A 26,904-nucleotide genomic window follows, 5' to 3' on the forward strand; every position below is an offset into this window, starting at 1 on the left:
GTAAGAGACTACTCTACTCCAGGAACGCGCAACTTAATATCCAGCAAAACACGAGTTCCGCCTTCTCTTCGCGATTCCCACTTAACAGTGCCACCAAAATCGTTAGTAACAAAAGTGTTGATTAGCTGAGTTCCTAATCCAGATCCAGAAGACTTTGCCATTCCATGCAAGGATTCGCTTTCGATTCCGCCGCCATTGTCTTCTACAACAATACTAAGGTTGTCTCCACCACGACCAACAGAAATCGTAATATGACCTTCGCTCATGCCTTCAAAACCATGCTCAACTGCATTTGTAACAAGCTCGGTTAAGACAAGAGAAAGAGGCGTTGCATCTTGAGCTGCAAGCTTGCCGAATTTACCACAAAAATCAACCGTAATATTTTGATTTTGTGAAGCGAGCTCAATCGTCATTTTAAGCAAGCTAGAAATCACTTTGTCGAAGTCAACAACCTCATCGGCAGTCTGGCTTAAACCTTCGTGAACAAGAGCAATAGTTTGAACTCGCCTTTGAGCTTCTTCTAGCTCTTTTCTAACTTCGTACGACTTGGTTTTTCTAGCTTGAAGACGAAGCAAAGCAGAAACAGCTTGAAGATTATTCTTAACACGATGATGAATCTCGGAAATGGTAGCGTTCTTAGTCTGAAGCTCCTTTTCTCTTCTAAGAACCTCCGTAACATCTCTGCAAAGAACAACTGCACCAGTTCTATCGTTAGGACCATAAAGCGGCAGCGAGCGCATAGAAACAACGGAATTATTTACTTCTAACTCGCAATCAACATCGGCTTTACCGCTTAAAACTAAAGGCAAGCTTTCGGGAACAACATCGTTTGTGTGAAGAAGACGCGCTCCAAACTCGCACAAGAACTCGCCTTGCATAGTGTTTAATCCGCCAAGTCTGCGGAAGCAGCTGATTGCGTTTGGAGAAGCATAGCGAACAACACCGCTTTCTTCTAAAATAATAAAACCGTCTGCAACTCGAGCATTGTGGCGCTGATTTAGCATTGAATCGTGGTACGGAAACTGCTCGCGCGCAATCATGTCGAACAACGTTTTGCCAGCATTAATGCTTTCCGTCTCGTACCTACCGTTTGATTCTCTTGTTGCAAGATTTGTTTCTCTAAGAACAAGACCAAGCGTTTTGCCGTTGTGGCGAACTGGAGCGTAAACGTTGCAAACAGTAGCTCTGCCAACAGTTCTTAACACAGAAGAGTGGAAACTTGTTTCTTTACTCATTGCTGCTTCTAGCTCATTATGCATTGATTCGTCTAGCTTTACGCCGAGTAAATCTTCGGTTCTAAGTGTGATTGCTGTAGACGGACGGCATTGTTCTGCTACAACGTAATCGCCATTGCCGTTTTGAATAACCAAAAGCAAGTCTGCAAAACTTAAATCTGCTATTACTTGCCAATCTGCTACAAGGTGATGCAACCATTCGCGATCCGACTCGTCAAAATCTGGACGCGTTGCAAGAATATGAGAAAAATCAGCCATGATTTAATAATATAAACACGCGAATATAAACACGCGAATATAAATAGACTAAATAAACAGACTAAATAAACAGACTAAAATTCTAAAGTCTATTAAAGCGCGTTATAAAACAAAAGTGCAGAAGTTTTATCTCCTGCACTTTTATCTACATCTAATAGCTTGCACTAATACAAGTCTTGCGACTAATCCAATCCAAGCTCCAAATTTCCACCTGGAATTGCGTCGAGAAGATCGCGAGTGTATTCCTTTTGAGGATGATCAAACACTTCGTCAGTTGTAGCATGCTCAACAAGTTTGCCGTGTTGCATAACAACAACCTCATCTGCGATTTGACGAACAACAGCCAAATCGTGAGTAATGAACAAGTAGCTTAATCCGCGCTCTGCTTGCAAATCGTTAAGCAAGTGCAAAACCTGATCTTGCACAAGCACGTCTAATGCAGAAACAGCCTCATCGCAAACGATTACGTCTGGGTCCAATGCCATTGCGCGCGCAATCGCAATGCGCTGACGCTGACCGCCAGAAAGCTCGTTCGGGAATCGAGTCATAACAGAAGCAGGCATGCGAACCATATCTAAAAGCTCGCGTACGCGATTCTGTCTGCTCTTTTTACTTCCAATCTTATGAATTCGCAAAGGCTCTTCAATAGAACGATAAATCGAATACATTGGGTCTAGCGAACCGTAAGGATTTTGGAATACTGGCTGTACATGACGGCGGAAATCAAGCAAATCTGCGCCCTTTAAGTCAGCAATATTCTTGCCCTCGTAGGTAACAGTTCCGCTTGTTGGCTTTAGTAATCTCAAAACCATGTTTGCAACAGTAGACTTACCAGAACCAGATTCGCCCACAATTGCCAACGTTGTTCCGCGCTTAATAGAGAACGAAACATCGTCAACAGCCTTAAAAAGCTCCTTCTTGCGCGGAAGCTTAAACTCGCGCGTTAAGTGGTCGACTGTAATAATATGCTCGCTCTTTTCAAGAGCTTGCTCGCCTACTACGTGATGCTCAAGCAAATTATCAGCATTGCCGCCATGCTCCTTAACGGAGATGATTCGCTGAGAAGCCAAGCTTGGAGCTGCAGCAACAAGTCGCTTAGTGTATGGATGCTGAGGGTGCTGCAAAACGTCTAGAGATGGACCAGACTCAACAACGCGACCCTTATACATAACAACAACGTGCTGCGCGCGAGCTGCAGCCAAACCTAAATCGTGAGTAATAAACAGAACGGAAGTACCTAGCGAATCTGTAAGCGTATGCAAATGGTCAAGAATACGCTTTTGCACAGTTACGTCTAGTGCGGAAGTTGGCTCATCTGCAATAAGCAAATCTGGACGGCAAGCCAAGCCAATCGCGATTAACGCGCGCTGACGCATACCACCAGAAAACTCGTGCGGGAACTGACGTGCGCGAGTTGCAGCATCTGGCAAACCAGCCTCATCTAGCAAACCAGCAATGCGGTCTTCAACGCTTGCACCAACAACATACTTTTTGGCGATTTCCCAAGCTTTGTCGTCATCAACGCCATACTTGATTAAATCGTCTGCAACGCGCCAACGAGTTTCGGAGCCTGGAACCCACTCTTTTTTGTAGTATTCCATAGCTTCATTAAACTTTTCGGCATTCGTTTGCTCGCTAAGACCAGCCTGCGCCAAAGCTTGCTTTGCTTCGTCCAACAATGCGCTCAGTTCTTTAGAGCCAAGGAAGATTTCGTCTTCGTTGCTTTTAACTTCTACAGCGTCTCCTGCTAAAGCTTCTGCCAAAGCGGAGCGCTTCTCATGGCTAACGTCAACTCCATTTGCAAGAAGAGCTTCTTTAACTTGAGTTCCAATTCGCCAAACAGGGTTCAAATTACTCATAGGGTCTTGCGGAACCAATCCCATTGCCGTTCCGCGCAAAGCCGCATAATCTTTAGGCTTTAGATTACTTATTTCTTGACCTTTAAGCTTAATAGAACCACCCGTAACGTGACCTGTTCCAGGAAGTAAACCAAGAACTGCCATTGCAGAAGTAGACTTTCCAGAACCAGATTCGCCTACGATTGCAACCCACTGACCTGGGTAAACGTTAAAGCTTGCATCGCGAACAGCGTGTACGGCCTTTTTAGAATCCGTTGTAAAGTCAACTTGAAGATTTTTAACTTCCAGCAAAGGACCCTGCTCGCGTTGCATTGCAATAGTATCTACATTTTTACGTGTTGCTGTGTTCATAATCACTATTCCTCCACGCTAACTTACGCCTTACGGCTCTTTGGATCCAACGCATCTTTTACGGCGTCGCCCATCATAATAAAGGCGAGAACGGTAATGGCGAGCGCAATAGACGGATAGAACAAGACTTCTGGATTCGTAGTAAGAACATTTCTAGCGGTAGAAATATCTACACCCCAGCTAACTGTTGTAGTTGGCAAACCAATACCCAAGAAGCTAAGTGTTGCTTCCAAAACAATGTAAGAGCCGAGAGAAGTTGTACCTACAACAATGATTGGAGCCAGCGAGTTTGGAATAATGTGCTGGAACAAGTTTCGCATTGGAGTAGAACCTAAAGCGGTAGATGCTGTGTTAAATTCAAGATTCTTGGATTCCATAACAGCACTCCTTGCGATTCGAGCAACGCCTACCCATCCAAAGAGAACCATAACAAACACGATTTTCCAAATCGACTTAGATGTGCGGAACATTTGCAAAACTACGATTGCACCTAACAGCATTGGCAAAGCCAAGAAGATATCGGTGATTCGGCTAAGAACAGCATCAATCCATCCGCCAAAGAATCCAGCCAAAGCGCCGATTAGCGAACCAACTAACACCACTAAAGCCGTTGCGAGCAAGCCAACGCTTAAAGATGTACGTGTTCCATATACAACTCGAGCGTAAATATCGCATCCTTGCATGTCGAATCCAAACGGATGTGCAGCAGAAGCTGGCTCAAGCGAGTGCTCCAAAACACAGTAATTAGGATTGTGCTTTGTGAGAACGCCTGGGAAGAGCGCAACAAAAATAATTGCAATAATCAAAATTGCAGAAACAATAAACAATGGATTTCTGCGCAAAGATCGCCAAGCATCTGACCACATGCTTGTGGCTGGAGCGGATTCGTCTACAGAATCAACTTCTTGAAGAGGCGTATCGTCAAGAGGAGCAACATAGCGTTCCTGACCAGGCAATGTATTGTAATTTGCATTATTTGTAGTCAAATTATCTTCCATCAAATTATCTTCCATAATGTGCTCTCCTTACGCGTAACGAATGCGCGGATCTAGAGCCGCGTACAACATGTCAACAAGAAGATTGCTGACTACAAATATCAACATAAGAAGCGTAACTATAGAAACAACAAGGTTTCCTTCTCCCTTTAGAATTCCTTGATAGGTAAGGAATCCAACGCCATGAATGTTGAAGATTGTTTCCGAAATCATTGCGCCGCCCATAAGAGCGCCCAAATCTTGACCTAAGAATGTAACAACAGGAATAAGCGAGTTACGCAAAATGTGTCGAACAATAACGGAGCCTTCTTTTAAGCCCTTTGCGCGAGCCGTGCGCACGTAATCAAGCGATATGTTTGACGAAACTTCCGACCTTGTAAGTCGAATAATATATGCCATTGAAACGGATCCAAGAACTATTGCAGGAAGAAGAAGATCGTAGAATCCAGGATCATTGCTTGCAGTAACAGGCATAATATGCCACTTAACACCAAACAAATATTGGCCAATAAAGCCAGTAACAAATGTTGGCACAGAAATAAGAAGAAGTGATACAACCAGGATTACACTGTCGTACCACTTTCCTTTCTTTAAGCCAGAAATTATGCCGAAAGCTACGCCGAACAAGGCTTCAAAAGCAAACGCCATCAACGCAAGTTTAATGGTTACTGGGAATGCGCGGCCAATCTCGTCAATTACTGGCTGACCAGCAAAAGTATGGCCAAAGTCAAGAGTAAGCGCATTCTTTAAGAACAACAAATATTGAATAATAAATGGCTTATCCAAGTTATACTCGGCACGAATTTGCGCTTCTACAGCATGGTTAATTGGCTTATCGCCAAACATTGCTTTTACTGGATCTCCAGGCAAAGCAAACACCAAAGCGTATACCAACAATGTTGTGCCGAGAACCACAGGAATCATCTGCAAAACGCGGCGCAGAACATATTTACCCATTGGTTTCTCCTTATATATTTACTTAAAAATTCGCATAGCACACACCCAACTTGTGGCTTGCATATTGATTTAACCCAACCTAAGTAAAAACACAAAGTGCTGCCTCGAACAGCGGATAGAATTTTGTAATTTTATTCGCCATTCGAAGGCAGCAGCACGTTTTTACATGCTATTTAATTATGATTTATTTTTTAATAGCTACTTGATTTTAATAGCTACTTGATTTTAATAGCTACTTGATTTTAATAGCTACTTGATTTTAATAGCTACTTGATTTTGATCTTTACTTGTGGAGCTTGTAGTAAAGTGGCATATTCTGCCAATCCATTACAAAGCCCTTCAAGCTTGGAACCATAACAGCCTTAGCGTTCGAGTAGAACAGTGGGACGTATGGAAGATCCTCAAGAAGAATCTCGTTAGCCTGCTGATAAAGCTTAGTTGCCTCAGCTGGCTGAGAAGGAGAAGCCTTCTTAAGCAAAGCATCGAACTTAGGATTCTTGTAATCAGCTTCGTTAGAACCATTGCCATCCGCAGCAACGGAAGCAAATTCCTGAGTCAAGTAGTTTTCTGGGCTTGGGTAATCTGGCATCCAGCCTGCACGCCATGCACCCTTAACCTGACGCTGTTCGCATGCGTTACGGAACTCTTGGAATGTTGGAACTGGAGTTGTTTCAGCATTAATTCCAAGATGATTCTTGAGGGAGTTTACAACTGCGTCGAACACAGACTTAGCGTTGCCATCGGCGTTGTAAGTAAAGGTAAGAGGACCATCATACTTAGAGATCTTATCTGCCTTTGCCCAAAGTTCCTTAGCCTTTGCGGCATTAAACTTAAGGTTTTCGTGACCCTTAAGATCTGCCTTGTAGCCTGGAGTCAAAGGAGAAGTGAACTCGTTTGCAGGAGATGCAGTGTTGTTAAGAACCTTCTTGATGATGGTTTCGCGGTCGATTGCCATAGAAACAGCTTGACGACGCAAGCGGCCTTCTTCAGTAGTTACATCGAAGTGTGGCAAGGATGCAGGAATACCAAACTGCTGGATTACAGAACCTGGACGGTTGTATGCCTTAACAGTGGTATCCTTTTGGAAAGTCTTGGTTTCGGTATCTGGAATGTTATCCGTCATATCAAGATTGCCAGACTGAACATCGCGGTAAGCAGCGGTGCCGTCGGTGTAAATCTTAAAGGTAACGCCGTCATTCTGAGCCTTACGTGGGCCATCATAATCTGGGTTCTTTACAACTTCGATCTGCTTGTTGTGATCCCAAGACTTGAACAAGTATGGCCCGGAGGAAACAGGCTTTTCGCCATAAGCCTTTGGATTCTTATAGAAGGATTCTGGAAGAGGAGCGAATGCAAGGTAACCAACCTTAATAGCAAACACAGAATCTGGCTGGTTCAAATCAACAGTAAAGGTGTACTTATCTACAACCTTTAAGCCAGAAAGCTGCTCGTCTCCCTTAGCATCATTCTTCTGCAAGTCTTCGTAGCCCTTAATGGTCTGGAAGAAGGAAGAGCACTTCTGAGCATTCTTAGCGTTTGCTACAAAGCTCCAAGCCTTAGTAAAGCTTTCTGCGGTGATTGGAGTGCCATCGCTGAACTTCTTATCTTTTTTGAGCTTAACAGTGTATTGAGTTGCATCCGCGTTTGGAGTTACGCTCTCGGCATCTTCGTTTACCGTGTTGCCCTTTTCGTCAAAAGTGACCAACGTGGAGTTGACCAATACAGCAGGACGAGCACCAGCATTCTCGTTAATATTTCCTGGAACAAGCTCGTTCTGAGGCTCGGAGTCGTTTACGGTAATAACAACCTTGCCACCATTTGTTTGAGCGGTCTTCGAGGCAGAAGAACCGCATCCACCGAGCAGCATAGCAACCGAGCACGCAGCTGCGGCAAAAAGTAATGCCTTATTCTTCATATGTTTTCTCCTAACGTCGGGTATGGCAGGATTCCATTAATTATCACGAAAAAGTCTCATTACAAGCTTTGCAAAGCCTTTACGCTTTACAGGCTCTATAGGATTAATAAATAAAATCCACCTAGTATTTATTGCCAGATGGATTCTTTGCAAAGCCAATAAGGAGGCCTCTTCGTTGATTAAAATTCAATCATACGGATTTTATTAAACAACGCAAGCTCAAAGTTTAAATGTAAAATTTACTGTTATTTTGTCTAAAAATCGTAAAAACAACTATTATAATAGAAAAATATTAGATTAAATCGTATTTTATGTGATATTTTGCCAAGTCTTTTACATCTACAGAGATATTACAAAAATGTAAATTTGCATCTGGAATATGTAACAATCATGTTAAACGATGCAAAATATGCAACAAGACATTCAAATATTAATCAAAATAAAAAGTGGTGTAAAATCGCACCCAAAGTCACGAGTTTACACCACTTAATAATTTAAGTCAAATAGCTAGTCAAATCTAATCAACTAGTTTGATTAAATCACTTAGCGTTATTTGTTTGATGCTCAAGAGCAGCCGCCACTAATCCAGCAAACAAAGGATGAGGCTTAGTTGGACGAGACTTAAACTCTGGATGAGCTTGAGTTGCCACATAGAATGGGTGAACACTCTTTGGAAGCTCCACAAACTCAGTCAAATTACCATCTGGGCTTTGGCCGCTAATACGCAAGCCAGCTTCGCGCAAGCGATCTTTATACGCCACGTTCACTTCATAACGGTGACGGTGACGCTCGGTAACATGCGTAGAACCGTAAAGCTCGGCAACAATAGAGCCTTCTTCAAGAGTTGCAGGATAAGAGCCAAGTCGCATTGTGTGACCCATATCTCCCTTGCCGGCAACAATATCTTTTTGCTCTTCCATAGTTGCGATTACTGGATCTACACAATCCTTCTCGAACTCTGTGGAATTAGCATCCTCAAGTCCAAGTACGTGACGAGCATACTCAATAACCATAGATTGCAAGCCAAGGCAAAGACCAAGCGTTGGCAAGCCATGCTCGCGAGCATAACGAAGCGCGCCAATCTTACCTTCAATGCCACGAATGCCGAAGCCGCCTGGAATAACCATGCCGTCCATTTGGTCGAGAGCCGCAGCAGCACCTTCTTGCGTTTCGCACTTATCTGCAGCAACCCAACGCACGTTAACCTTAGCCCAGTTTGCAAAACCGCCAGCCTTAATGGCCTCTGTAACGGAAAGATACGCATCTGGCAAATCAATGTACTTTCCAACAATTGCAATGTTTAGCTCATGCTTTGGATGATGAACGCGCTCAAGCAAATCTTCCCACTCGTTCCAATCAACATCGTGGAATGGAAGCTCAAGCTCGCGCACAACGTAAGCATCCAAGCCCTCGTTGAACAAAATCTTTGGAACATCGTAAATGCTTGGAGCATCCACGCAATTCACAACGCCTTCTGCATCAACATCGCACATAAGCGAAATCTTGTCTTTAATGCCTTGATTAAGAGGACGATCTGAACGCAAAACAAGCGCGTCTGGAGAAATACCAAGAGAGCGAAGCATCATTACGGAATGCTGGGTTGGCTTAGTCTTCAACTCATGAGCTGCAGCAATATAAGGCACCAAAGAAACGTGCACAAACATGCAATTTTCTGGACCTAAATCGCGGCGAACTTCGCGAGCAGCCTCCAAGAATGGCTGCGACTCAATATCTCCAACAGTACCGCCGATTTCCGTAATAATAACGTCTACATCGTCGCTAGCTTGCGCACGCATACGCGACTTAATTTCGCCAGTAATGTGTGGAATAACTTGCACGCACTGACCCAAATACTCGCCAGCGCGCTCTTTTCTAAGCACGGATTGATAAATCTGGCCAGTTGTAACATTAGCTTTTTGGCTAAGAAAAACATCGAGGAATCTCTCGTAGTGACCAATATCAAGATCTGTTTCTGCGCCATCTTCTGTAACGTAAACCTCACCATGCTGGAATGGGTTCATTGTACCTGGGTCAACATTGATGTAAGGATCAAGTTTTTGTTGCAAAACGTGAAGACCGCGGCTTCGCAAAAGCCTACCTAAAGACGATGCAGTAAGACCTTTTCCGAGGGACGAAACAACGCCACCAGTAACAAAAATATGCTTTGTAATATGCTCCTGAGAGTTACCATGTTTTCTTCTAACCATGGAACTCCATAGTATCTTCGAGCCTCGACTCGGGTGTTATACAATGAGCAACAGCTTCTAGCGCAAGCTTGTAACCGTACAGCCCCATGCCTGTAATAGTTCCAGTAGCAACAGCGCTAATCACGCTAATTTTACGAAAAGCATCGCGAGCAGAAGGATTAGAAATATGCACTTCCACTAGTGGCACTCCAGCATCCAAAACCATGTGAGCAGCATCCGCGAGCGCATAACTGTAGTGCGTAAAAGCAGCAGGATTCATAACTACTGGAGTATGCGTATCGGCAGCTTCATGCATCCAGTGAACCATTTGCGCTTCGTCGTCACTTTGACGCACTTCTACTTGCAAATTAAGCTCTTGCGCCCACTTTTTACAAAGCGCGCACAGCGCTTCAAAATCTTGACTGCCATAAACGTCTGGCTGGCGAACCCCTAATCGCCCCAAATTTGGGCCATTTACTACTAAAACTTTGCGAATATTTATAGCGTTTTTTGAATTTTCTTGATTTTCCGCATCTACCATTTCTGCATCTACCATTTTCTAACCTCTAATCTTATTAAATGCTTCGCGAATCGCCTCCAGCGGCGGATTATCTAAGTGAATCGGGTTTCCAATACCGTCTAAAACAACAAATCGCAAGGTGTTGCCTCTAGCTTTTTTATCTTTATGCATTAAGTCAAGAACCTTAGCAAAAGCATCGTCATTACTGCCGCCGCCATTCCAAGATATTGGCAATCCAAGTGATTTTAGAAGCGAACGATGATACTCAACGTCTTCTGGACTTAAATAGCCCAAAATTTTCGCAAGCTCCGCCGCAAAAACCATTCCAACAGCAACCGCGTTTCCGTGACGCCAAGAAAAATGCTCGATTTGCTCAATTGCATGCCCAAGAGTGTGACCGTAGTTCAAAAATTCGCGCAAACCTTGCTCTTTTAAGTCGTTAGAAACATGATACGCCTTAACGCGCACGCTTTTTTCTATTAAATCGCAAACCATATTGTTCAAATGTGAATCGCTTAAAACAGAAGAGCCATCAAGAGTGCGTAATTTGCTAGCATTTTGCGGATTTTCCAGAATTTTTAGGATGCTAGAATCGCCAATAAACCCTGATTTTACAACCTCTCCTAAGCCTTCAACAAAAATATCGTTATGAAGCGTAGAAAACGCGCAAGTATCTGCCAGAACACCTGCAGGCGTGTAAAAACTACCAACCAAATTCTTGCCAAACGCAGTATTTACGCCAGTTTTTCCGCCAGTCGAAGCATCTACCATAGCAAGAAGAGAAGTTGGGCAATTTACGTAGCGGATTCCGCGCATCCAAGTAGACGCAACAAATCCAGCCAAATCCGTGGCTGCTCCACCACCTAAGCCAACAATCGCGTCTGAACGCGTAAAGCCAGCGTTTGCAAGGCGCGACCACACAAAATCCGCAACCTTAACGGTTTTGCCAGCCTCTGCGTCTGGAATAAGAATGTCTAGAACATCGTAGCCAGCAGCGCGCAAAATAGTCCTTGCTTTATCGCTATGCGTTTGAACAGGCTGAGTATGAATCAAAGCTACCCGAACAGGCTCTTTTCCAAGCATTTGAGGCAAAAGACTCATAGCACCAACGCCAATATGAACATTATAGTCTTCAATATCTTTGCCACTTACATGCACAATTCGTTGCATAATCATATCTTTCAGCTTTCTTGCGGCAGGTTTTGGCGTTAATCCGTAAACGCGAGCGTGCAAATTTGCTACTTTACAAAACACTGGGTCTCTTTTAACAAACAAATCCAACCACCGTTTTGCTCCGTCTTTGCCGCTTAGCATAGGGCGATTTGAATTCCAGCTTACGCGCTCAATTGCATCGTTTGGATCAACTTGCAAATAAACAACATGGCCGCCGAGTTTTATGTATTTTTTTAAGACTTCTTGCGTTTGCGCGCGCATTGGGGCGCCACCGCCGAGGGAGATTATTGGGGCGGATTGCTCAGAACATGCAAAAATAGCATCTTTAACAATTTGAGCTTCAATATCTCTAAAAGACTCTTCGCCAAAATCCTTAAAATATTGAGCAATCGGCATATTGATTTTTTGCTCAATTAAATCGTCTGTATCTATAAAAGGAACATTCAAAATATGCGCTAATTCCTTGCCAACACGCGTTTTTCCAGCTGCAGGCATGCCGATTATAACAGCTAACGGCATTTTGTATTTAGGCACACCATGAGTGGAACTTTGCAAAGATTCTTCGCTCATCTCATATGCTCTTTCCAAGATTGAACGTAACTCTTAGCATTCCTAGCAGTTTCTTCTAGCGAATCTCCACCAAACTTTTCCAACGCATATTTTGCAAGCGTTAATCGAACCATTGCCTCTGCAACTACAGAAGCTGCCGGAACTGCTGTAAAATCGGAGCGCTGATTAATCGCCTGAGCTGGCTGGCCAGTAAGCACATCTACCGTTCGCAAAGCACGCGGAATGGACGGAATAGGCTTCATTGCTGCACGCACGCGAATTGTCTCTCCATTTGACATTCCACCTTCAATGCCTCCTGCGCGATTGCTAAGACGCGTGATTTTACCATCTTCGCCTGTTACGATTTCGTCGTGAGCAGCCGAACCAGGGCGATTTGCTTCTTCAAAACCGTCTCCAATTTCCACGCCTTTAATCGCCTGGATTCCCATAAGCGCAGCCGCCAACGCCGCATCCAATCGACGATCCGATTCAACATACGTTCCAACCCCAGCAGGCATGCCGTAAGCCAAAACCTCTACAACACCGCCAAGCGTATCTGCATTGGCTTTTGCTTCATCAATGCGAGCCATCATTCGCGCTTGCGCATCTTTATCTAGAGTGCGAACTGGCGAAGCATCCAGAGCATCAACATCGTCTGGTGTTGGTAGAGGTAAACTTTTGTTTGCGTATTCGCCGCCGATTCCAATAACATGAGCAACTGTGCGCACACCCAACGCCTGGTGCAAAAACGCATCAGCTACAGCACCTAAAGCCACACGGGAAGCTGTTTCCCTAGCGCTCGAACGCTCCAAAACCTCGCGAGAATCACTAAAACCGTACTTACGCATGCCTGTTAAATCTGCGTGCCCTGGGCGAGGCCTAGAAAGCGGCGAGTTGCGGCCTTCTTTTGGCAAATCATGGTCTAGCGGATCTGCGCTCATCACTTCCACCCACTTTGGCCACTCGCTATTTGCGATTTCTATAGCAATTGGCGATCCAAGAGTAACACCGTGGCGAACGCCTGTAAGCAAACGCACTTTGTCTTGCTCAAACTTCATTCTCGCGCCGCGACCGTACCCAAGCCGCCTGCGTGCAAGAGCAGAAACAATGTCTGCGCTAGTAATCTTAACTCCTGCTGGCATGCCTTCAATCATTGCCACCAGCGCTTCACCATGCGACTCCCCTGCTGTTTGCCATCTAAGCATGCCTTCTCCAATCGCGTTGTGCGTTATCTTTTATTGCTATACGTATTGTTTCTATAAGTTTGCACTTTGTAATGCATACTATTCTAAATCTGTACTCGATTCTAAATTCTTTATTCTACTAACCACTCAGTATTGCCCATAATCCACGCAATCAATCGCAAAATCTGGCAAACTTTTCTAGAAACCACTATCTTTATTTGGTATTGTGTGATTCCTTGTTTGCTGTTGCGCGACTTCCTATTTAGTATTGCGCGAGGTTTGAGTATTTCTCTCCTCGCAGGCGCGCCAACCTGCCGGAGCGCTTAAAGCGTAGCGCGCGAAGGCAATTTGGCGCGCTGAGCAGCTCAAGGCAGAAGCACTGCTTCTGCGCTGCGAAGACGTGAGCGCGCTTAGACCGCGCGAACGAAACATCTCATTCATGGCGAAAAATCTCGAATCTCCACCTTACTTATCACTATAGAATTGCAGCAAAAGTTCAAAGCATAACAGCGATGAGCGCAGATACAGCTAGAACAGGCACGAACGGGATTTTATTTTGCACATTTTTAGACTTAACGCGGAAAAATCGCCAGCAGACTCTAGAGCAGATTTTCCACACTAAAATCCAAATTAATCCAAATATTCCGACTGATGCAAACCAGTAGATTATGCAATCAAATCCAAATAGCGCCAAAGCTTGAGCGATCATAGAAGCGCATGTAACATCGCCAAATCCAAGTGCTCCGCGCACGCAAAGTTTTTGCACCAAAACGTAGAATGCAAAAACTGTTACTGCGCAAAGCCAGCCGCGCAAAAGAAAATTAACATTGTGCAAAGTAATCAACGAAAAAATAAGGTTCGCTGCAGATTGCGCAAAAGCAGCTAGTACAACCCAAAGTCTAGGCACAACGCGGATGATTAAATCCGTTGCACACAGTGCAATCGTGCATACAAGCGTTGGCGTTGCAAATAAACACGCTATAATAAACTGACTCATTCGATTATGCTAAATAAGCGAAAATTGAATTGCAACAAATTTTGCTCAATGTGGTTAAAGGCTTTTGTAGTTATGCAGATTGCGCAAAGCTAGGTAGAGATTCGAGATTTTTTGCACTGAATGAGATGAACCTCAGCGCCGAAGGTGGTGATTCATCGAATGAAGAAGAAAAATCGAGAATCTCGGTGATGAAAGATACACAATTGTTCTAGACATTCAGAAGGTTTGATGTATTTCTCTACGAGCAATAAAAGAGGAGCGTAGCGACGGGATTTGCGAGGAGAGAAATACTCAAACCTCGCGCAACACCAAAAAAGAGAAGCACGTTATACCAAAGCTTAGTTGGCGTTTTCGTTGGAGCGCTTATACTCGTCGCGGATCTTTAAGAAATCGTCGTAGTTATCCGCAAACTTAGTTTCGCCTGTCTTTAAGTTGGTTGTAACAAAATAAATCCACGGCCCATTTGCAGGATTAAGCGCCGCCAAAATCGCATTATCTCCAGGAATGCTTATAGGAGTAGGTGGCAGCCCCTTGTGAATCCTAGTGTTGTACGGGTTGCTTGCATCGTCTAGCTGCGATTGCGTAAGGTTAATCGCCTTAATCCCAATTCCGTACGCAACCGTAGTATCCATTCCCAAAGGCATGTCTTTAGCTAAACGATTTAAGATTACGCGCGAAACTTTGCCGTAGTATTCGCGATTATTGACTTCTGCTTCTGCAATGGAAGCAATTTTAAGAATCTTTTGACGCAAATCACCCTTAGGAACACCTAGAGAATCAAGCTTTTCAATGCGCTTATCTACCATTTTTGCCAGTATCTTGCTGGCTGACTTAATAGCTTTTACGTTGTAAACTCCAGGTTCCAACCATCCTTCAAAGCTTCCGCCCGCCTCTGGCGGCAAAATCCCCTCGCCGTCCGCCTTTTGAATCGCGTTAAATTGAGCAATGTCAATTCCCGAGATTTGTGCAGCCTTGCGAATAATCTCCGCTGCGCGCTCCCCTGCTTTAACGTCTAAGAATCCACCAGCCTTGCTTTGGTCGGAAAGAATTTCCACTACGTCCATGGAATTCATGTGTTTTTTAAGCGCGTAAATTCCTGGGTACAAAATCTTGTTATTTGCTGCAACAATATTAGAAAAAGTGGATTGCGACTTTACAACCTGCGCCTTAACAAGGTTATTTCCCACTTCTATAGATCCTTGACCTGGTTCAATCGTAAATTCAACGAAACCGCTTCCAGGGCCTGGCCAGTCTTCCATTATTGACGACTGACTATTGTTTCTTACATAAACTGCAACTCGATATAAGCCATATCCAACAACAAATAGCAACGCAAAAACTAGCGTAAGAATAAATGCGATTATGCGATTCCGCTTGTTTCTGCGATTTTTACGCGCAGTTCTTGCTTTTCGCGATTTTGGCGGAACAGGTGGATTGGATGAATTGTGACTCCATTTAGCGTTTTGATTGAAAAAATCGTCTATATTCTCACTCATTAAACGCTTCCTTCCTTATGTAGTCACTTTGCGAATCACTTTGCGAGTCGCCTTTTACATTTTTGCAAGCATTTCTGTAATCGTCAATCGCAGATTGCAAAATCAACACTGCCGATTGCTGATCAACCATTGGACGATGCTTTTTAGTGGAAAAATCAGCATCTAACAATTGCTTATGGGCAGTAACTGTTGTTAGTCGCTCGTCATTAAAAACGACTTCTGGAATAAAATCAAGCGACCAATCGCCATAATCAAAAAGCGATTTAATGCGCTTGGCTAAATTAGCACCCCATCTGCGCGCTTTTTTAGCAGACTTTCCTTCGGATCCGTCTAACTGTAAAGGCAAACCAACTACGACTCGGCTCACACTATTGTCTTCTATAACGTTAATAACGTCTTCAATCGCATTAAATGAGTCGCCATAGGCTTGAATATTACCGATTGGGTGAGCAAAAGTCAGCTCAGGGTCGGAAAGTGCAAGTCCGACCCTGGCGTCACCTAAATCAATACCTAACCACACCATGAATTTCGTGCTGCTCTTGGTAAAGATTATATCGTTCTGTTTTAAGCGGATAGCTACGCATTATGCGAGCTTAGATGCTGCTTCACAGCTTCCAACGCTTCGTTAATCTTAGAAGCGTCCGTACCGCCGCCTTGAGCGAAGTCCGGCTTTCCGCCGCCGCCACCGCCAAGAACCTTGGAAGCGGTACGAACCAAGTCGCCAGCCTTAGCTCCAAGTACGCGCGCAGCCTCGTTTGTAGCAACAGCAACCATTGGCTTATCATCCTCGTTTACGCCGCACAACACGACTACTGCAGGAGCATCCTCGCCTAAGCGAGCACGCACGTCGAGCACCGTCTTACGAAGCGTTTCGAACGAGCCGAAGTTACCAACGTTCTTAAGAGCCAACTTAATGTTTCCGGCAGCAGATTTAGCAGCCTCAATCAGAGCTGGAACGGAATTAGCAAGATGAGACTCGTAAACGGCTGCAAGCTTACGATCCGAATCCTTCATCTTGTTAAGCAAAGATTCCAAACGTTCAACCAACTCGTCTGGGCGAGCGTTCACCATGTCTGCAAATTGAGCAACCAAAGCATGCTCGCGAGCGCCATATTGGTACGCTTCTTCGCCGCAAAGCGCGTCGATTCTGCGCACACCAGAGCCAATAGAAGACTCAGAAAGGATTGTAACCATACCAATCTTGCCAGTGCTCTTAGCATGAGTACCGCCGCAAAGCTCGCGGCTCCAGCCATCGCCAATCTCTACAACGCGAACAATATCGCCATACTTTTCGCCGAACAAGTGCATTGCGCCAAGCTTGAAAGCATCGTCAATTGGCATTTCCTTTGGAACAACTTGCAAGTCTTCGCGAATACGCTCGTTTACGCGAGCTTCTACACGCAACAACGCATCTTTATCAACAGCCTTTGGCCATTGGAAGTCAAAGCGCAGACGGTCTGGATCAACCACGGAACCGCGCTGAGTTGCCTGTGGGCCAAGCTCCTCACGCAAAGCCTTGTGAAGAGTGTGTGTAGCAGTGTGGCTTCTAGCCAAAGCAGCTCTACGAACCTGATCAATATTTGTGTTTACAGGAGCGCCAACGCTAAGAGTTCCTTCGGTAAGTCGGCAGCTGTGAACAATCAAATCCTTGATTGGTCGCTGAACATCGTCAACTTCCAGAATCGCGCCGTCATCGGAAATAATCTCGCCCTGATCAGCAATCTGGCCACCGCGCTCAGCGTAGAATGGCGTGCGATCAAGAATAACTTCAACGTTTGCAGGAGCGCTAACGCTTTTAACGGAGCCTTTACCTGCTTCAACAATTGCCAAAACGTTTGAACGGCTGGAGAAGTCTGTGTAACCGAGGAAGTCGATTGGCTTTTCGAGTGCCTTCTTAATGTCGTCGTAAACGCTAACGTCCACATTGTGACGCTTCTTCAAAGCATCCGCGCGAGCGCGACCTTTCTGCTCGCTCATAAGCTCGCGGAACTTAGCTTCATCAACCTTAACACCCTGCTCAGCAGCCATCTCTAGAGTCAACTCAATTGGGAAGCCGTAAGTATCGTGCAAAGTAAATGCGTCGGAGCCACCAACAATAGGGTCATCCTTGTGTTCCTTCTTGGCTTTTTCAACAGCCAAGTCAAGAATAGTCGTGCCCTTTTCTAGAGTGCGGCGGAATGCATCTTCCTCACCGTATGCAGCTTCGCTAACCTCGTGGAAAGTGTTGTTAAGCTCTGGGTAGCTTGGCTCCATAGCGCCCTTAGAAACTGGGAACAAGGTTGGCAAAACTGGGTCTTGCACGCCAAGCATGCGCATTGCGCGAACAGTTCTGCGAAGAAGACGGCGAAGCACGTATCCGCGGCCAACGTTGCTTGGACGCACGCCATCGCTCATAATCATCAACGCGGAACGCACGTGATCTGCTACAACGCGGAAACGAACATCCGCATCGGCATTGCTGCCGTACTTTACGCCGCTAAGCTTTTCTGCAGCTTCAATAACTGGGTAAACTTCGTCAGTCTCGTAAATGTTTTCCTTGCCTTGCATAAGGTAAGCCAAACGCTCCAAACCAGCGCCTGTATCAATATTCTTTTGATCAAGCTCACCAACAATGTGCAAATCAGTCTTAGACTTTACGTTGTCTACCTGGAAGTTCTCAAAAACCAAATCCCAAATCTCAATAAAACGAGATTCGTCGGCAGCAGGACCGCCATCCTTACCGTATTCTGGGCCACGATCCACGTAAATCTCGGAGCATGGGCCGCCAGGGCCAGGGCCACCAGTAGTCCAGAAGTTATCTTCCATGCCAAAAACTTGCATGTGCTCTGGGTCGAAGCCCTCATTCTTCCAAATTGCGCGAGCTTCGTCGTCATCTGTATAAGTAGTTACCCAAAGTTTTTCTGGGTCAAAACCGTAGCCGCCCTTATCTTGCGGAGTTGTTAAAAGCTCCCAAGCGTAGTGGATTGCTTCTTCCTTAAAATAATCACCAAAGCTAAAGTTTCCAACCATTTGGAAGAAGGTGCCATGACGAGTTGTTTTACCAACTTCGTCAATATCGAGCGTACGCACGCACTTTTGGTTAGACGTCATTCTGCGAGAAGGAGGCGTTTGCTCTCCTAAAAGATAAGGTATGAATGGAACCATGCCTGCAATCGTGAAAAGCGTCGTTGGATTTGGAGAAATCAGCGATGCAGAAGGCACGACCATATGTCCATGATTACCAAAATAGTCAAGATAACGCTTTGCAATTTCTGCTGTGCGCATGGGTACGAACTCCTTTTTTATTTATCAGACTTAGTATAAGACTACTTAGTAACTACTTAGTATAAGACTTATTTGTAAACGAATCGTCACGCTTATCAGCATACTTACTAGCATACTTAGAGTTAATCTGCGACTCGTGGGCTTTTCTGCTGGAATTAAAATCATTGTACAAAGACAAAATCGTGCTTAAAGTAAGATTTTTTGGATCTTTATCGAAGAAGAAATTCCTAGCGTTTTGTGGTAACTTTTCCTTAACGTACGCGCGAGCTTTTGTAACAGACATAACTCCCATTACAAAACCGATGCAAATCCAAAATAAACGCTTAAACATCACTCCCCCTTAGGCGTAAACGACTCGCCAGAATTTGCCGCATGCCTAGCGGAAGATTCTGCAGCATCCGTTGGAACAGTAGCCTTATTAAAGAACGCATTAAAAGTGTCTTTAAGCGCATAGCAAGCAGATGCAATTTTAACAACTGGCTTTCCAAGAAAAGCGCCATACAAATCCGTAAGAGCGCCAACATTTGTAGCTGTAGTGCGAGCAGCATCTGTAACGGCATTAACGTCTTCAAGGGTTTTGTTCACTTGTTTTACTGTGGTAACAGATTCGTCGATAGCAGGTAAAGCGTGTTCACCCGATTCCTTAACAGTTTGAGAAATCTGATTGAACATTTTACCCAGCCGAATAAGCGGATAAATCATAAATCCCGAAAGCACCGCAAACGAAATCGCTGCAATAAGAGCAGCAATGTCTCCAACGCTCATCGTAACCTCTTTCCTGCTGTTTTACACACGACTACCCACGCAATGTATTAAAAGATTAACGAAGAGTCAAGACTCTTTTTGTAAATTTAGCGAACATTTTTTGCGCAAACTAATCGCATTTACTCGTTATATCCCTTAATTGTTATAGCTTGATCAATTGGCTCTGCCGTGTTGAAATCAAGGCGAGTTACACTTCCATTTTGCGGGCGCTCACTCAAATCGTAGCCAACAGGGGCAAAACGATGCATAAGACTTAAAAGCGTGTTTCCGTGGGAGATTTGCAAAACGTTGTCTCCATCTTTTAACGCTGGATTGCTTGAGATTATTTTGAAACCACCTTCAACGCGCTTCCAATACTCAATATCTGACTCCGCATCGTGGAATGGGTCGGCCTCTTTAAGCATGTCTCGAGTTGCAGCAAGACCAAATTTTTCAACGATTTCGTTATACGTTTTTGCTCCGTGAGGCGCGCCTGCAGCCCACCAAGCCATATTCATATCTTGGCCTTCAAAATAGCCGTAGCATTGCTCACGAAAATGCATATCGCTTACAAGATGCGGACGAATATGCGTATGCTTTTCGTTTTCGCTTAAAATACGCTCAGCTGTGATTTGCGCACGAGTTGTATCGGAGCAATATGCGGCAGCAAAAACAACGTTCTTAAGCTTTTGAGCTGCTAAATCGGCGTCTTTGAGCCCTTTTTGAGTTAGTGGAGAATTGCTCCATCCTTGCAAGCGATTGTAGCAATTAAACATGGTTTGGCCATGACGAACTAAATAAAGATGCAACAACATAACTTAATCATCTCACTTTTTAAGTAAAACGTGTAACAATCAGAGCAATCAAGACTGACTAAACAAATTAAGACAAGACTAATCACAACTAATCACAACTAATCACGACTAATCAAGTCAGACTAATCCAAGTCAACATCTCCTAATTCTTGGAATCTGCTTGCAATCAACTCTGGAGTAGTATCGGAAATCCAAGATGCCATCCCTGCTTCCGACCCAGCCAAATACTTGATTTTATTAGCATCTCGCATAAACGAGAAGAATTGCAAATTAAGGCGATAATGCGAGCGGCGAGAATCATGCACAGGGGCTTGATGCCACGCTGCAACGTAAGGCAAATCAACGAATTCGCTGGAATTTGCATCACTCGCGCCAGAAGATAAGTCGAAAGCAGCCGAACTTGCAAACGATTTAGCGCTCGAATCGCCTGCGTTTGAAGACGATAATCCAAAGAACTTATTAGCACGCTTAAGAAGTGTTATGTAGATTTGCGCCAAATCCCAACGCTCTTGGTCGTCAAGCTGATCCAAAGTAAGAACGTCTCTAACAGGAGCAACATGCACCTCTAGCGGCCATCGAGCAGCAGCTGGAACATACGCAACCCAACTGTGATTATGCATAATCACACGCTTTTTAGCTTCAATCTCTGAATTCATCAAATCCTTAAGAAGATTGCTGCCAGTGCGCTCAAAATAAGCCTCAGTGTGGCGCAACTCCTGCTCTAACCTAGGAGCAATAAACGGATACGCGTAAATCTGACCATGAGGATGATGCAAAGTTACGCCGATTTGACTGCCGTGATTTTCAAACGGATAAATTTGCTCAATTCCTTCGATTTGGCTAATTTCTGCGGTTCTAAACGCCCACGCTTCAACAATCGTGCGCATGCGCAAAACAGAAAGATTAGCTGGAAGCATATTCTCGTTTGAACTAAAGCAAATCACTTCGCATCGACCAGCTGCAGGAGCCTGCTTCCACAATGGATTTCCGTCAACGTATGTTGTTGTATTTGGCACGCCTGCAACCTGAGCCATAGCTGGATAGCGGTTTTCAAAAACAACAACGTCATAGTCTTCGTCTGGAATTTCGCCATCTTGATACTCGCATTGCGCTTTTCTGCCAGCAAATGGGTCGATTCTTGATGGCGCAGAACCTTCTGCAGAATCCGCAGAATCATGATTATTTGAATCCTCACCAAGAATCGCAGCTGGCCGCTTTGCCCACAACCTAGACATTGGAATCCAGTCTCCTGTAAGCGGATCTTGGCGCATTTGTGGAACTTCGCTAGGAACTTCGTTGCCGTCGCTATCAACATGCGAAGTAAAACGATATGCCAACTTTCTAGGGTCAATCAGCTCCCTTGTTTTGTGGCCGCTAACGTATTCTGGATTGTCATCTATGTAGAAAAAGTCGCGTCCGTCGGAAAGCTTTGTTGCCGTAATGCGCATATGCTCGCGCGCGTAAGTTCCAGGGCGATACAACTTATACGGATACTCGCCACCAAAATCGCGAATCGGAGATTGCGTTGCGCGCGGCGGCTCTTGCGGCGTAATACCACTTAAAACCGAAGGTATTGCAGGCATTTGCTGAGTTACATACAACGAATCGCGCACATCGGCAGCAGCTTCTCCTTCGGCTTGAGCTACAAGGCTACTAAGCGAAGAATCCCCAACACCCGTGCTTGTAATCTTGCTCATAACCGTTTCGTTTGCGCCGCTAGCTTTGCTTCTAGCGCGAATCGCGTTAACGTCTATTGCATCAAAAGCATCTGTGTCTTCCAAGCTTTTTTCGACTTCGCGTTCATCTGCCTTCTTATGCTTAGATGCGTCGTCAATCTCGAATCCTGCAGCAGCACCACCTTCAAAGCCGCCGCCTGGGCCTGCAAATCCAGCCGTAGTTGGAATATTGTGCAACCCGTCAATCTTTTTAGGCTCTACCACAAGACCACCCCTTCAAAAGTGTTATTGTTTAGCGCGTCTTTTGCGTGTTTGTTAATTGCGCGTGTGGCAAGTTGTTGTGCTTTTAGCGCATTCGCTTTGGTATTTTGTTGAGACATCTTTGACTCCATCGTCTCTTCTACTCTCTAATCTTCTTTTATTGCGTATTCTGTTTTACTTGTATTTTGTATCTTCTTTTATTCTTTTATATATTCTTTTGTATCTTAATAACACGCTTTAGACGCTTAATTATCTATTATATATTTTCTGATTCAACACTCGCACAATGTTATATTTTGTAACATAACGGGCATTGTTGTAATGATTATATGTGATTTTGTTTTATTATTAAAGTGTTTTATTGCATAATGTTCGGTTGCTTGCGACCCTTCCCTAACAAAAGTTAATACTCACCAACACGTAACCAGCTTTTAGCATAACTCAGATTGCTTTTTATACAATCGCACTATAAGGCAGGTCGTGTCGTTCACACGGATTAGCCGTGCGAACGTCTTCGCTTGCGTTGAAAGCACACCGTGCTTTCAACCTTAAGCAAGCTCAGCGCGCCAAATTGCCTTCGCGCGCTACGCTTTAAGCGCTACGGCAGGTTGGCGCGCAAGTGCGGTAGAGATTCGAGATTTTTCGCAGCGGATGAAGCGAACCTCAGCATCTTTGATGGTGATTCGCTGAAGCAGCAAGAAAAATCGAGAATCTCGGTGATGAAAGATACGCAAAAGTTCTAGACATTCAGAAGGTTTGATGTATTTCTATACGAGCAATAAAAGAGGAGCGTAGCGACGGGATTTGCGAGGAGAGAAATACTCAAACCTCGCGCAATACCAAGTAAGGAAGCTCGCGCGCTACGCTCTAAGCGAAAAGGCAGGTCGGAGCGCAAGTAAAACGCATTGACCCCCACTATGCAATGCACAGCAGGGGTCAAGCGGTATGTCCTTAAGAATGAAATCCAGAATTTAGCGAGCGTAGTACTCGACGACGTACTGGATGTTGACTTCAACTGGAATCTGATCGACTTCCGGCTTACGAGTCAAAGTAGCCTTCAAAGAGGCAAGATTCACATCGAGGTAACCAGGAACTGCTGGCAAAACGTCACGATGAACGCCTTCCGCAGCCATCTGGAATGGCACCATTGTCTGGCTCTTAGCGCGAACCTGAATGGTCTGGCCTGGCTTAACACGGTAGGATGGGCGATCAACAAGATTGCCATCTACCAAGATGTGACGATGCACAACAAACTGGCGAGCCTGAGCGGTTGTACGAGCAAAACCTGCGCGCAAAACCAAAGCGTCAAGACGGGTTTCCAAATCGGTGAGCATTGCGTCACCAGTCTGACCTGCAGTGTGCGTACCCTTTTCGTAAGCTGCACGAAGCTGCTTCTCGGAAAGACCGTACTGAGCGCGAAGACGCTGCTTCTCGCGAAGACGTACTGCGTAATCGGACTCGGTACGACGACGAGTGCGACCGTGCTCACCTGGAGCATATGGACGCTTCTCGAAAATACGCTGAGCCTTTGGGGTCAAAGCGATGCCGAGGGCGCGAGAAAGACGCACCTGACGGCGAGAACGCTGAATATTAGTCATTACTAATCCTTTATTCTGTCGTTATCTGAACGGAACGTGAACCAAACTTTTACGATTATTCACGCTGAGCCGGCCTCTCCAGTGCTTCTTCGTGTAAACACACGAACGCGAAAGCATTAAAACGCTGAAATAACGCCATAATTCTTGCGCGCCGACCCACTGATGGGCTAAGGCTCCAGATAATGCCTACGAAAATAGGCATCGTTTCCCATACTACTCCGCACTGTAGATAGTTGCGCTCGCCTCAACATCATCATTTTGCGCGAAGCACGCCAGAGTCCATTGTGTAAACACAGTCAGCGCTTGCAGCAACAGATTCATCGTGAGTAACCACTAAAACAGCCGCGCCAGAAGCCGCACAATCGCGCAGCAAAGACACAACAGTTTGAGTATTTTGCGAATCCAAATCGCCAGTAGGCTCGTCCAAAATCAACAAACGCGGCTTATTAATCAAAGCGCGCGCAATCATAACGCGACGCATTTCTCCGCCAGAAAGCTCGCGCGGATAGCAATGAGCAAGATCGTCCACGTTAAGTCGCTTAAGCAAATCCATAGCGCGTGAAGCCAAACTAGCGTAATCATTCAGCTCAAGTTTTTCCGTAAAATTGCCTACTCGCTTAGAAGATGTGCGCGCAATCATAACAGGCAAAATAACGTTATCTAGCACATTCAAATTAGCAAGAAGCGTTTGCGATTGCGTAACAAAACCAATGTTTTTTGCGCGAATCGCAGAAGTTTGCTCGTCGCTTATAGAAGGCATCGAAATATTGCATCCAAAAATCGTAACACTTCCACGAGTAGGCTTTAGAAGCCCTGCAATCATGTTTAATAGAGTTGACTTTCCATTTCCAGACTTGCCAACAATCGCCGCAAAATCGCCAGCTTTAAGCGAAAAATCAACATTATCTACAGCAATAAACTTGCGATTTTTGCGCTTAAATTCGCGAGTAACATTTTTAAGATTTACGACTGAATCGACTGAATCGCCTAAATTAACTGAATCGACTGAATCGCCTAAATCGTTGCTAACAACTTTATCCGCCATCTTACTCGCCATCTCTTAAAGTCAAATACGCTTCCCTGCTTGCGATTCGCCCCACAATAATCGCAGAAGTTACCAAAACACTAGCGAGCGAAAACGCTACAGAAATCGCAGCAAGCGCGCATACAAACCAAACATTCGACTCCAAGTACGGCAATTGTAACTGGCTAGAAATCGCAATATTGTATGGGAACAAAATAAGCGAAGCAAACGCAACGCCAATCACGCCGCCTGCAACGCCAATCACAGCCGATTCGCGCGAAATCATGCCAAAAAGCATGCGCTTATTTGCGCCCAGAATCCTCAAAGAAGCAAATTCCCTCTTGCGCTCCGATGTAGAAGACGCAAAAACGCACACAAGAATCAACACGCCCACAAGCCAAAACGCAAGAATGCCAAGAAAAATCGCCTTGTTTAGCACCTCTAAGCTCTTTTTAGTCTGCTCTGTAATTCCGCCTGGAAAAACCATTCCAAGGCTTTTAATTCCGCTAGTTTTACGAATATTTTCCGCAACGCTCTTAGCGCTAAAACCCTTACGCACTTTTACAAGAACCGCACTAACAGCCTTGCGTGCATATTTTGCAGGAATCGCAGTGTGACCAACCTTCGACGAATATTTAACAACCGCTGGAATCGTATCTCTGTTTACAAACACTGAGTTATCTAAGCTAGTGCCCGTTTTAGCAAGTTGCGCAACAATCGGCCATTCGTGCCCATACAAGCGAACCGTGTTTTGGTAAGAAACAAGCACGTTTGCTCCTGCAATCATCTGCCCTCTTTTAAGCTCGCTTTTGTGTTGCGAATAAATCCATGGCGCGATTACAAAGTCACTAGTAGGGTCAAAACCTATGATTTGCAACTTTTCCGCACAGCATCCAGCAGATAAAGAAGATATGTAAGTTTGCACGCTTGCTTTTTCAACGCCTTTTGACTTTCGCACAAAATCCTCAATATTGTTCGTAAAGTAAAACGTGCTCGATCCGCCATTAGTGAGCAACGCTTCCGCACGATTGTAGGTGTTTTGCGGAATTACCATAATATCTGCGCCAAGGCGAGCGCGCATGCTGTTTAGGCCGTTTGAAAGATTTAGGGAGATTAGCGAGCCGCCAAAAAACACTGCAGCTAAGCACGCGGAAACCACGATTAACGCGGCGGTTCTTAGCGGCTTTTGCTTTAGGTTTTCTAGCGGCAATCGCTTTAATGTAATAGTGTGCATAGCAAATTACTTAGATGCGCACTAGCAAGCAGATTTAGTGTCAAGATACACGCTAACAGATGCAAACACCAACGCGAGTACAGATAACACAATCAACGTTGGGCGCATAACAGATGCGCAATGCATCATTGGGCTTTTGCAAACACCAATAAGGAATGTTGTAGTAGCAATCATAAACAGAGAGTTAGCAATTACAGCAATATTTAAGCCAGCGCGAACGTGTTCTTTAACAAATAGCGCAATGATGCCTAAAATCGCAATAACTACGCCAATTCCAATAGCCACGCGGCTTGTGTAGTAGCATGCCATAGGTTGCATCATCATATGCATTTTAGGCATCTTAGACATTTTGCTCATGCCACCAGTTGAGCATGGTTTTGCAAATGTCAATGGCGCTATGGCAATAAGAATTCCAAACACAATTGCATGAAGCGATGCGAATAATTTGTTCTTCATAATAAATACCTCATTAAATCTAGTTATTATTTTTTAGTGTTGCTTTTTCTTTAATGCAACACGCTTTACGGCACTCACGTTTGCAAGCACCACGCCTTTTAAATCTCGCATAAATACAACTGCAAAGATTCAGAACTTAATCAACTTCCCCTTGAGT

General features: G+C 44.8%; 21 protein-coding genes. All 21 read right to left on the reverse strand.

Going from position 1 to position 26,904, the window contains the following annotated elements:
* Window positions 1-8: 8 nt before the first annotated feature.
* A complete protein-coding gene (locus tag HXT45_RS05540; RefSeq protein WP_004131977.1) occupies window positions 9-1,493 on the reverse strand; it encodes a sensor histidine kinase in 1,485 nt (494 codons plus the stop codon).
* A gap of 182 nt (window positions 1,494-1,675) precedes the next feature.
* Window positions 1,676-3,703, reverse strand: coding sequence for a dipeptide ABC transporter ATP-binding protein (locus HXT45_RS05545; RefSeq protein WP_004131975.1), 2,028 nt, complete (start codon window positions 3,701-3,703; stop codon window positions 1,676-1,678).
* A gap of 23 nt (window positions 3,704-3,726) precedes the next feature.
* The gene (locus HXT45_RS05550) at window positions 3,727-4,716 is read right to left on the reverse strand and encodes an ABC transporter permease (RefSeq protein ID WP_004131973.1); all 990 of its coding nucleotides are present in this window, start codon (window positions 4,714-4,716) and stop codon (window positions 3,727-3,729) included.
* Window positions 4,717-4,728: 12 nt separating this feature from the next.
* On the reverse strand, window positions 4,729-5,655 hold the full coding sequence (locus HXT45_RS05555; protein ID WP_004131972.1) for an ABC transporter permease: 927 nt from the start codon (window positions 5,653-5,655) through the stop codon (window positions 4,729-4,731).
* A gap of 283 nt (window positions 5,656-5,938) precedes the next feature.
* Entirely contained in the window at window positions 5,939-7,570 is a 1,632-nt protein-coding gene (locus tag HXT45_RS05560; protein WP_421781572.1) for a peptide ABC transporter substrate-binding protein, read from the reverse strand.
* Window positions 7,571-8,109: 539 nt separating this feature from the next.
* Window positions 8,110-9,777, reverse strand: a complete 1,668-nt coding sequence (locus tag HXT45_RS05565) for a CTP synthase (protein ID WP_421781574.1) — start codon at window positions 9,775-9,777, stop codon at window positions 8,110-8,112.
* The gene (gene aroQ / locus HXT45_RS05570) at window positions 9,770-10,297 is read right to left on the reverse strand and encodes a type II 3-dehydroquinate dehydratase (protein WP_115794248.1); all 528 of its coding nucleotides are present in this window, start codon (window positions 10,295-10,297) and stop codon (window positions 9,770-9,772) included. Before aroQ ends, HXT45_RS05565 begins: the two co-directional genes overlap by 8 nt.
* Before the next feature lie 18 nt (window positions 10,298-10,315).
* A complete protein-coding gene (locus tag HXT45_RS05575; protein WP_421781576.1) occupies window positions 10,316-12,019 on the reverse strand; it encodes a bifunctional shikimate kinase/3-dehydroquinate synthase in 1,704 nt (567 codons plus the stop codon).
* Entirely contained in the window at window positions 12,016-13,203 is a 1,188-nt protein-coding gene (gene aroC, locus HXT45_RS05580) for a chorismate synthase (protein ID WP_415684695.1), read from the reverse strand. Before aroC ends, HXT45_RS05575 begins: the two co-directional genes overlap by 4 nt.
* Before the next feature lie 475 nt (window positions 13,204-13,678).
* The gene (locus tag HXT45_RS05585; protein ID WP_115794173.1) at window positions 13,679-14,179 is read right to left on the reverse strand and encodes a peptidase A24; all 501 of its coding nucleotides are present in this window, start codon (window positions 14,177-14,179) and stop codon (window positions 13,679-13,681) included.
* Between the two features lie 338 nt (window positions 14,180-14,517).
* Window positions 14,518-15,675 carry an endolytic transglycosylase MltG gene (mltG, locus tag HXT45_RS05590; RefSeq protein WP_115794171.1) on the reverse strand — a complete coding sequence of 386 codons (1,158 nt, stop codon included), beginning with the start codon at window positions 15,673-15,675 and terminating at the stop codon, window positions 14,518-14,520.
* Complete coding sequence (gene ruvX, locus HXT45_RS05595; protein WP_115794170.1) at window positions 15,668-16,198, reverse strand: Holliday junction resolvase RuvX; 531 nt, start codon at window positions 16,196-16,198, stop codon at window positions 15,668-15,670. The genes mltG and ruvX overlap by 8 nt, the downstream gene beginning before the upstream one ends.
* A gap of 53 nt (window positions 16,199-16,251) precedes the next feature.
* Window positions 16,252-18,939, reverse strand: a complete 2,688-nt coding sequence (alaS, locus tag HXT45_RS05600; protein ID WP_116689431.1) for an alanine--tRNA ligase — start codon at window positions 18,937-18,939, stop codon at window positions 16,252-16,254.
* Window positions 18,940-18,991: 52 nt separating this feature from the next.
* Entirely contained in the window at window positions 18,992-19,270 is a 279-nt protein-coding gene (locus HXT45_RS05605) for a hypothetical protein (RefSeq protein ID WP_004574662.1), read from the reverse strand.
* On the reverse strand, window positions 19,270-19,704 hold the full coding sequence (locus HXT45_RS05610; protein ID WP_004131946.1) for a DUF948 domain-containing protein: 435 nt from the start codon (window positions 19,702-19,704) through the stop codon (window positions 19,270-19,272). The genes HXT45_RS05605 and HXT45_RS05610 overlap by 1 nt, the downstream gene beginning before the upstream one ends.
* Window positions 19,705-19,823: 119 nt before the next feature.
* Entirely contained in the window at window positions 19,824-20,498 is a 675-nt protein-coding gene (locus HXT45_RS05615) for a histidine phosphatase family protein (protein WP_116689430.1), read from the reverse strand.
* 122 nt (window positions 20,499-20,620) lie between these two features.
* The gene (gene galT / locus HXT45_RS05620; protein ID WP_421781581.1) at window positions 20,621-22,438 is read right to left on the reverse strand and encodes a galactose-1-phosphate uridylyltransferase; all 1,818 of its coding nucleotides are present in this window, start codon (window positions 22,436-22,438) and stop codon (window positions 20,621-20,623) included.
* A 968-nt stretch (window positions 22,439-23,406) separates the two neighbouring features.
* A complete protein-coding gene (gene rpsD, locus HXT45_RS05625; RefSeq protein ID WP_004113375.1) occupies window positions 23,407-24,033 on the reverse strand; it encodes a 30S ribosomal protein S4 in 627 nt (208 codons plus the stop codon).
* Between the two features lie 253 nt (window positions 24,034-24,286).
* Entirely contained in the window at window positions 24,287-25,090 is an 804-nt protein-coding gene (locus tag HXT45_RS05630) for an ABC transporter ATP-binding protein (RefSeq protein WP_421781583.1), read from the reverse strand.
* Window positions 25,080-26,291 (reverse strand): ABC transporter permease, encoded by a 1,212-nt coding sequence (locus HXT45_RS05635; RefSeq protein WP_421781585.1) that lies wholly within the window; start codon window positions 26,289-26,291, stop codon window positions 25,080-25,082. The genes HXT45_RS05630 and HXT45_RS05635 overlap by 11 nt, the downstream gene beginning before the upstream one ends.
* Before the next feature lie 21 nt (window positions 26,292-26,312).
* Complete coding sequence (locus HXT45_RS05640) at window positions 26,313-26,747, reverse strand: DUF4418 family protein (protein ID WP_004131928.1); 435 nt, start codon at window positions 26,745-26,747, stop codon at window positions 26,313-26,315.
* Window positions 26,748-26,904: the final 157 nt, after the last annotated feature.

Origin of the sequence: Gardnerella sp. DNF01199S, from assembly GCF_049244155.1 — a bacterium.
Lineage (GTDB): Bacteria > Actinomycetota > Actinomycetes > Actinomycetales > Bifidobacteriaceae > Bifidobacterium > Bifidobacterium piotii.

Excerpts from the sequence above, each read along its gene's own strand:
- aroQ (WP_115794248.1), bottom strand. The coding sequence starts at position 10,297 with ATGGTAGATGCGGAAAATCAAGAAAATTCAAAAAACGCTATAAATATT.
- HXT45_RS05615 (WP_116689430.1), bottom strand. The coding sequence starts at position 20,498 with ATGTTGTTGCATCTTTATTTAGTTCGTCATGGCCAAACCATGTTTAAT.
- HXT45_RS05640 (WP_004131928.1), bottom strand. The coding sequence starts at position 26,747 with ATGAAGAACAAATTATTCGCATCGCTTCATGCAATTGTGTTTGGAATT.
- aroC (WP_415684695.1), bottom strand. The coding sequence starts at position 13,203 with ATGCTTAGATGGCAAACAGCAGGGGAGTCGCATGGTGAAGCGCTGGTG.
- mltG (WP_115794171.1), bottom strand. The coding sequence starts at position 15,675 with ATGAGTGAGAATATAGACGATTTTTTCAATCAAAACGCTAAATGGAGT.
- HXT45_RS05585 (WP_115794173.1), bottom strand. The coding sequence starts at position 14,179 with ATGAGTCAGTTTATTATAGCGTGTTTATTTGCAACGCCAACGCTTGTA.
- HXT45_RS05630 (WP_421781583.1), bottom strand. The coding sequence starts at position 25,090 with ATGGCGAGTAAGATGGCGGATAAAGTTGTTAGCAACGATTTAGGCGAT.
- ruvX (WP_115794170.1), bottom strand. The coding sequence starts at position 16,198 with ATGGTGTGGTTAGGTATTGATTTAGGTGACGCCAGGGTCGGACTTGCA.
- HXT45_RS05560 (WP_421781572.1), bottom strand. The coding sequence starts at position 7,570 with ATGAAGAATAAGGCATTACTTTTTGCCGCAGCTGCGTGCTCGGTTGCT.
- alaS (WP_116689431.1), bottom strand. The coding sequence starts at position 18,939 with ATGCGCACAGCAGAAATTGCAAAGCGTTATCTTGACTATTTTGGTAAT.
- HXT45_RS05575 (WP_421781576.1), bottom strand. The coding sequence starts at position 12,019 with ATGAGCGAAGAATCTTTGCAAAGTTCCACTCATGGTGTGCCTAAATAC.
- HXT45_RS05605 (WP_004574662.1), bottom strand. The coding sequence starts at position 19,270 with ATGTTTAAGCGTTTATTTTGGATTTGCATCGGTTTTGTAATGGGAGTT.
- HXT45_RS05550 (WP_004131973.1), bottom strand. The coding sequence starts at position 4,716 with ATGGAAGATAATTTGATGGAAGATAATTTGACTACAAATAATGCAAAT.
- rpsD (WP_004113375.1), bottom strand. The coding sequence starts at position 24,033 with ATGACTAATATTCAGCGTTCTCGCCGTCAGGTGCGTCTTTCTCGCGCC.
- HXT45_RS05545 (WP_004131975.1), bottom strand. The coding sequence starts at position 3,703 with ATGAACACAGCAACACGTAAAAATGTAGATACTATTGCAATGCAACGC.
- HXT45_RS05610 (WP_004131946.1), bottom strand. The coding sequence starts at position 19,704 with ATGAGCGTTGGAGACATTGCTGCTCTTATTGCAGCGATTTCGTTTGCG.
- HXT45_RS05555 (WP_004131972.1), bottom strand. The coding sequence starts at position 5,655 with ATGGGTAAATATGTTCTGCGCCGCGTTTTGCAGATGATTCCTGTGGTT.
- HXT45_RS05565 (WP_421781574.1), bottom strand. The coding sequence starts at position 9,777 with ATGGTTAGAAGAAAACATGGTAACTCTCAGGAGCATATTACAAAGCAT.
- HXT45_RS05635 (WP_421781585.1), bottom strand. The coding sequence starts at position 26,291 with ATGCACACTATTACATTAAAGCGATTGCCGCTAGAAAACCTAAAGCAA.
- HXT45_RS05540 (WP_004131977.1), bottom strand. The coding sequence starts at position 1,493 with ATGGCTGATTTTTCTCATATTCTTGCAACGCGTCCAGATTTTGACGAG.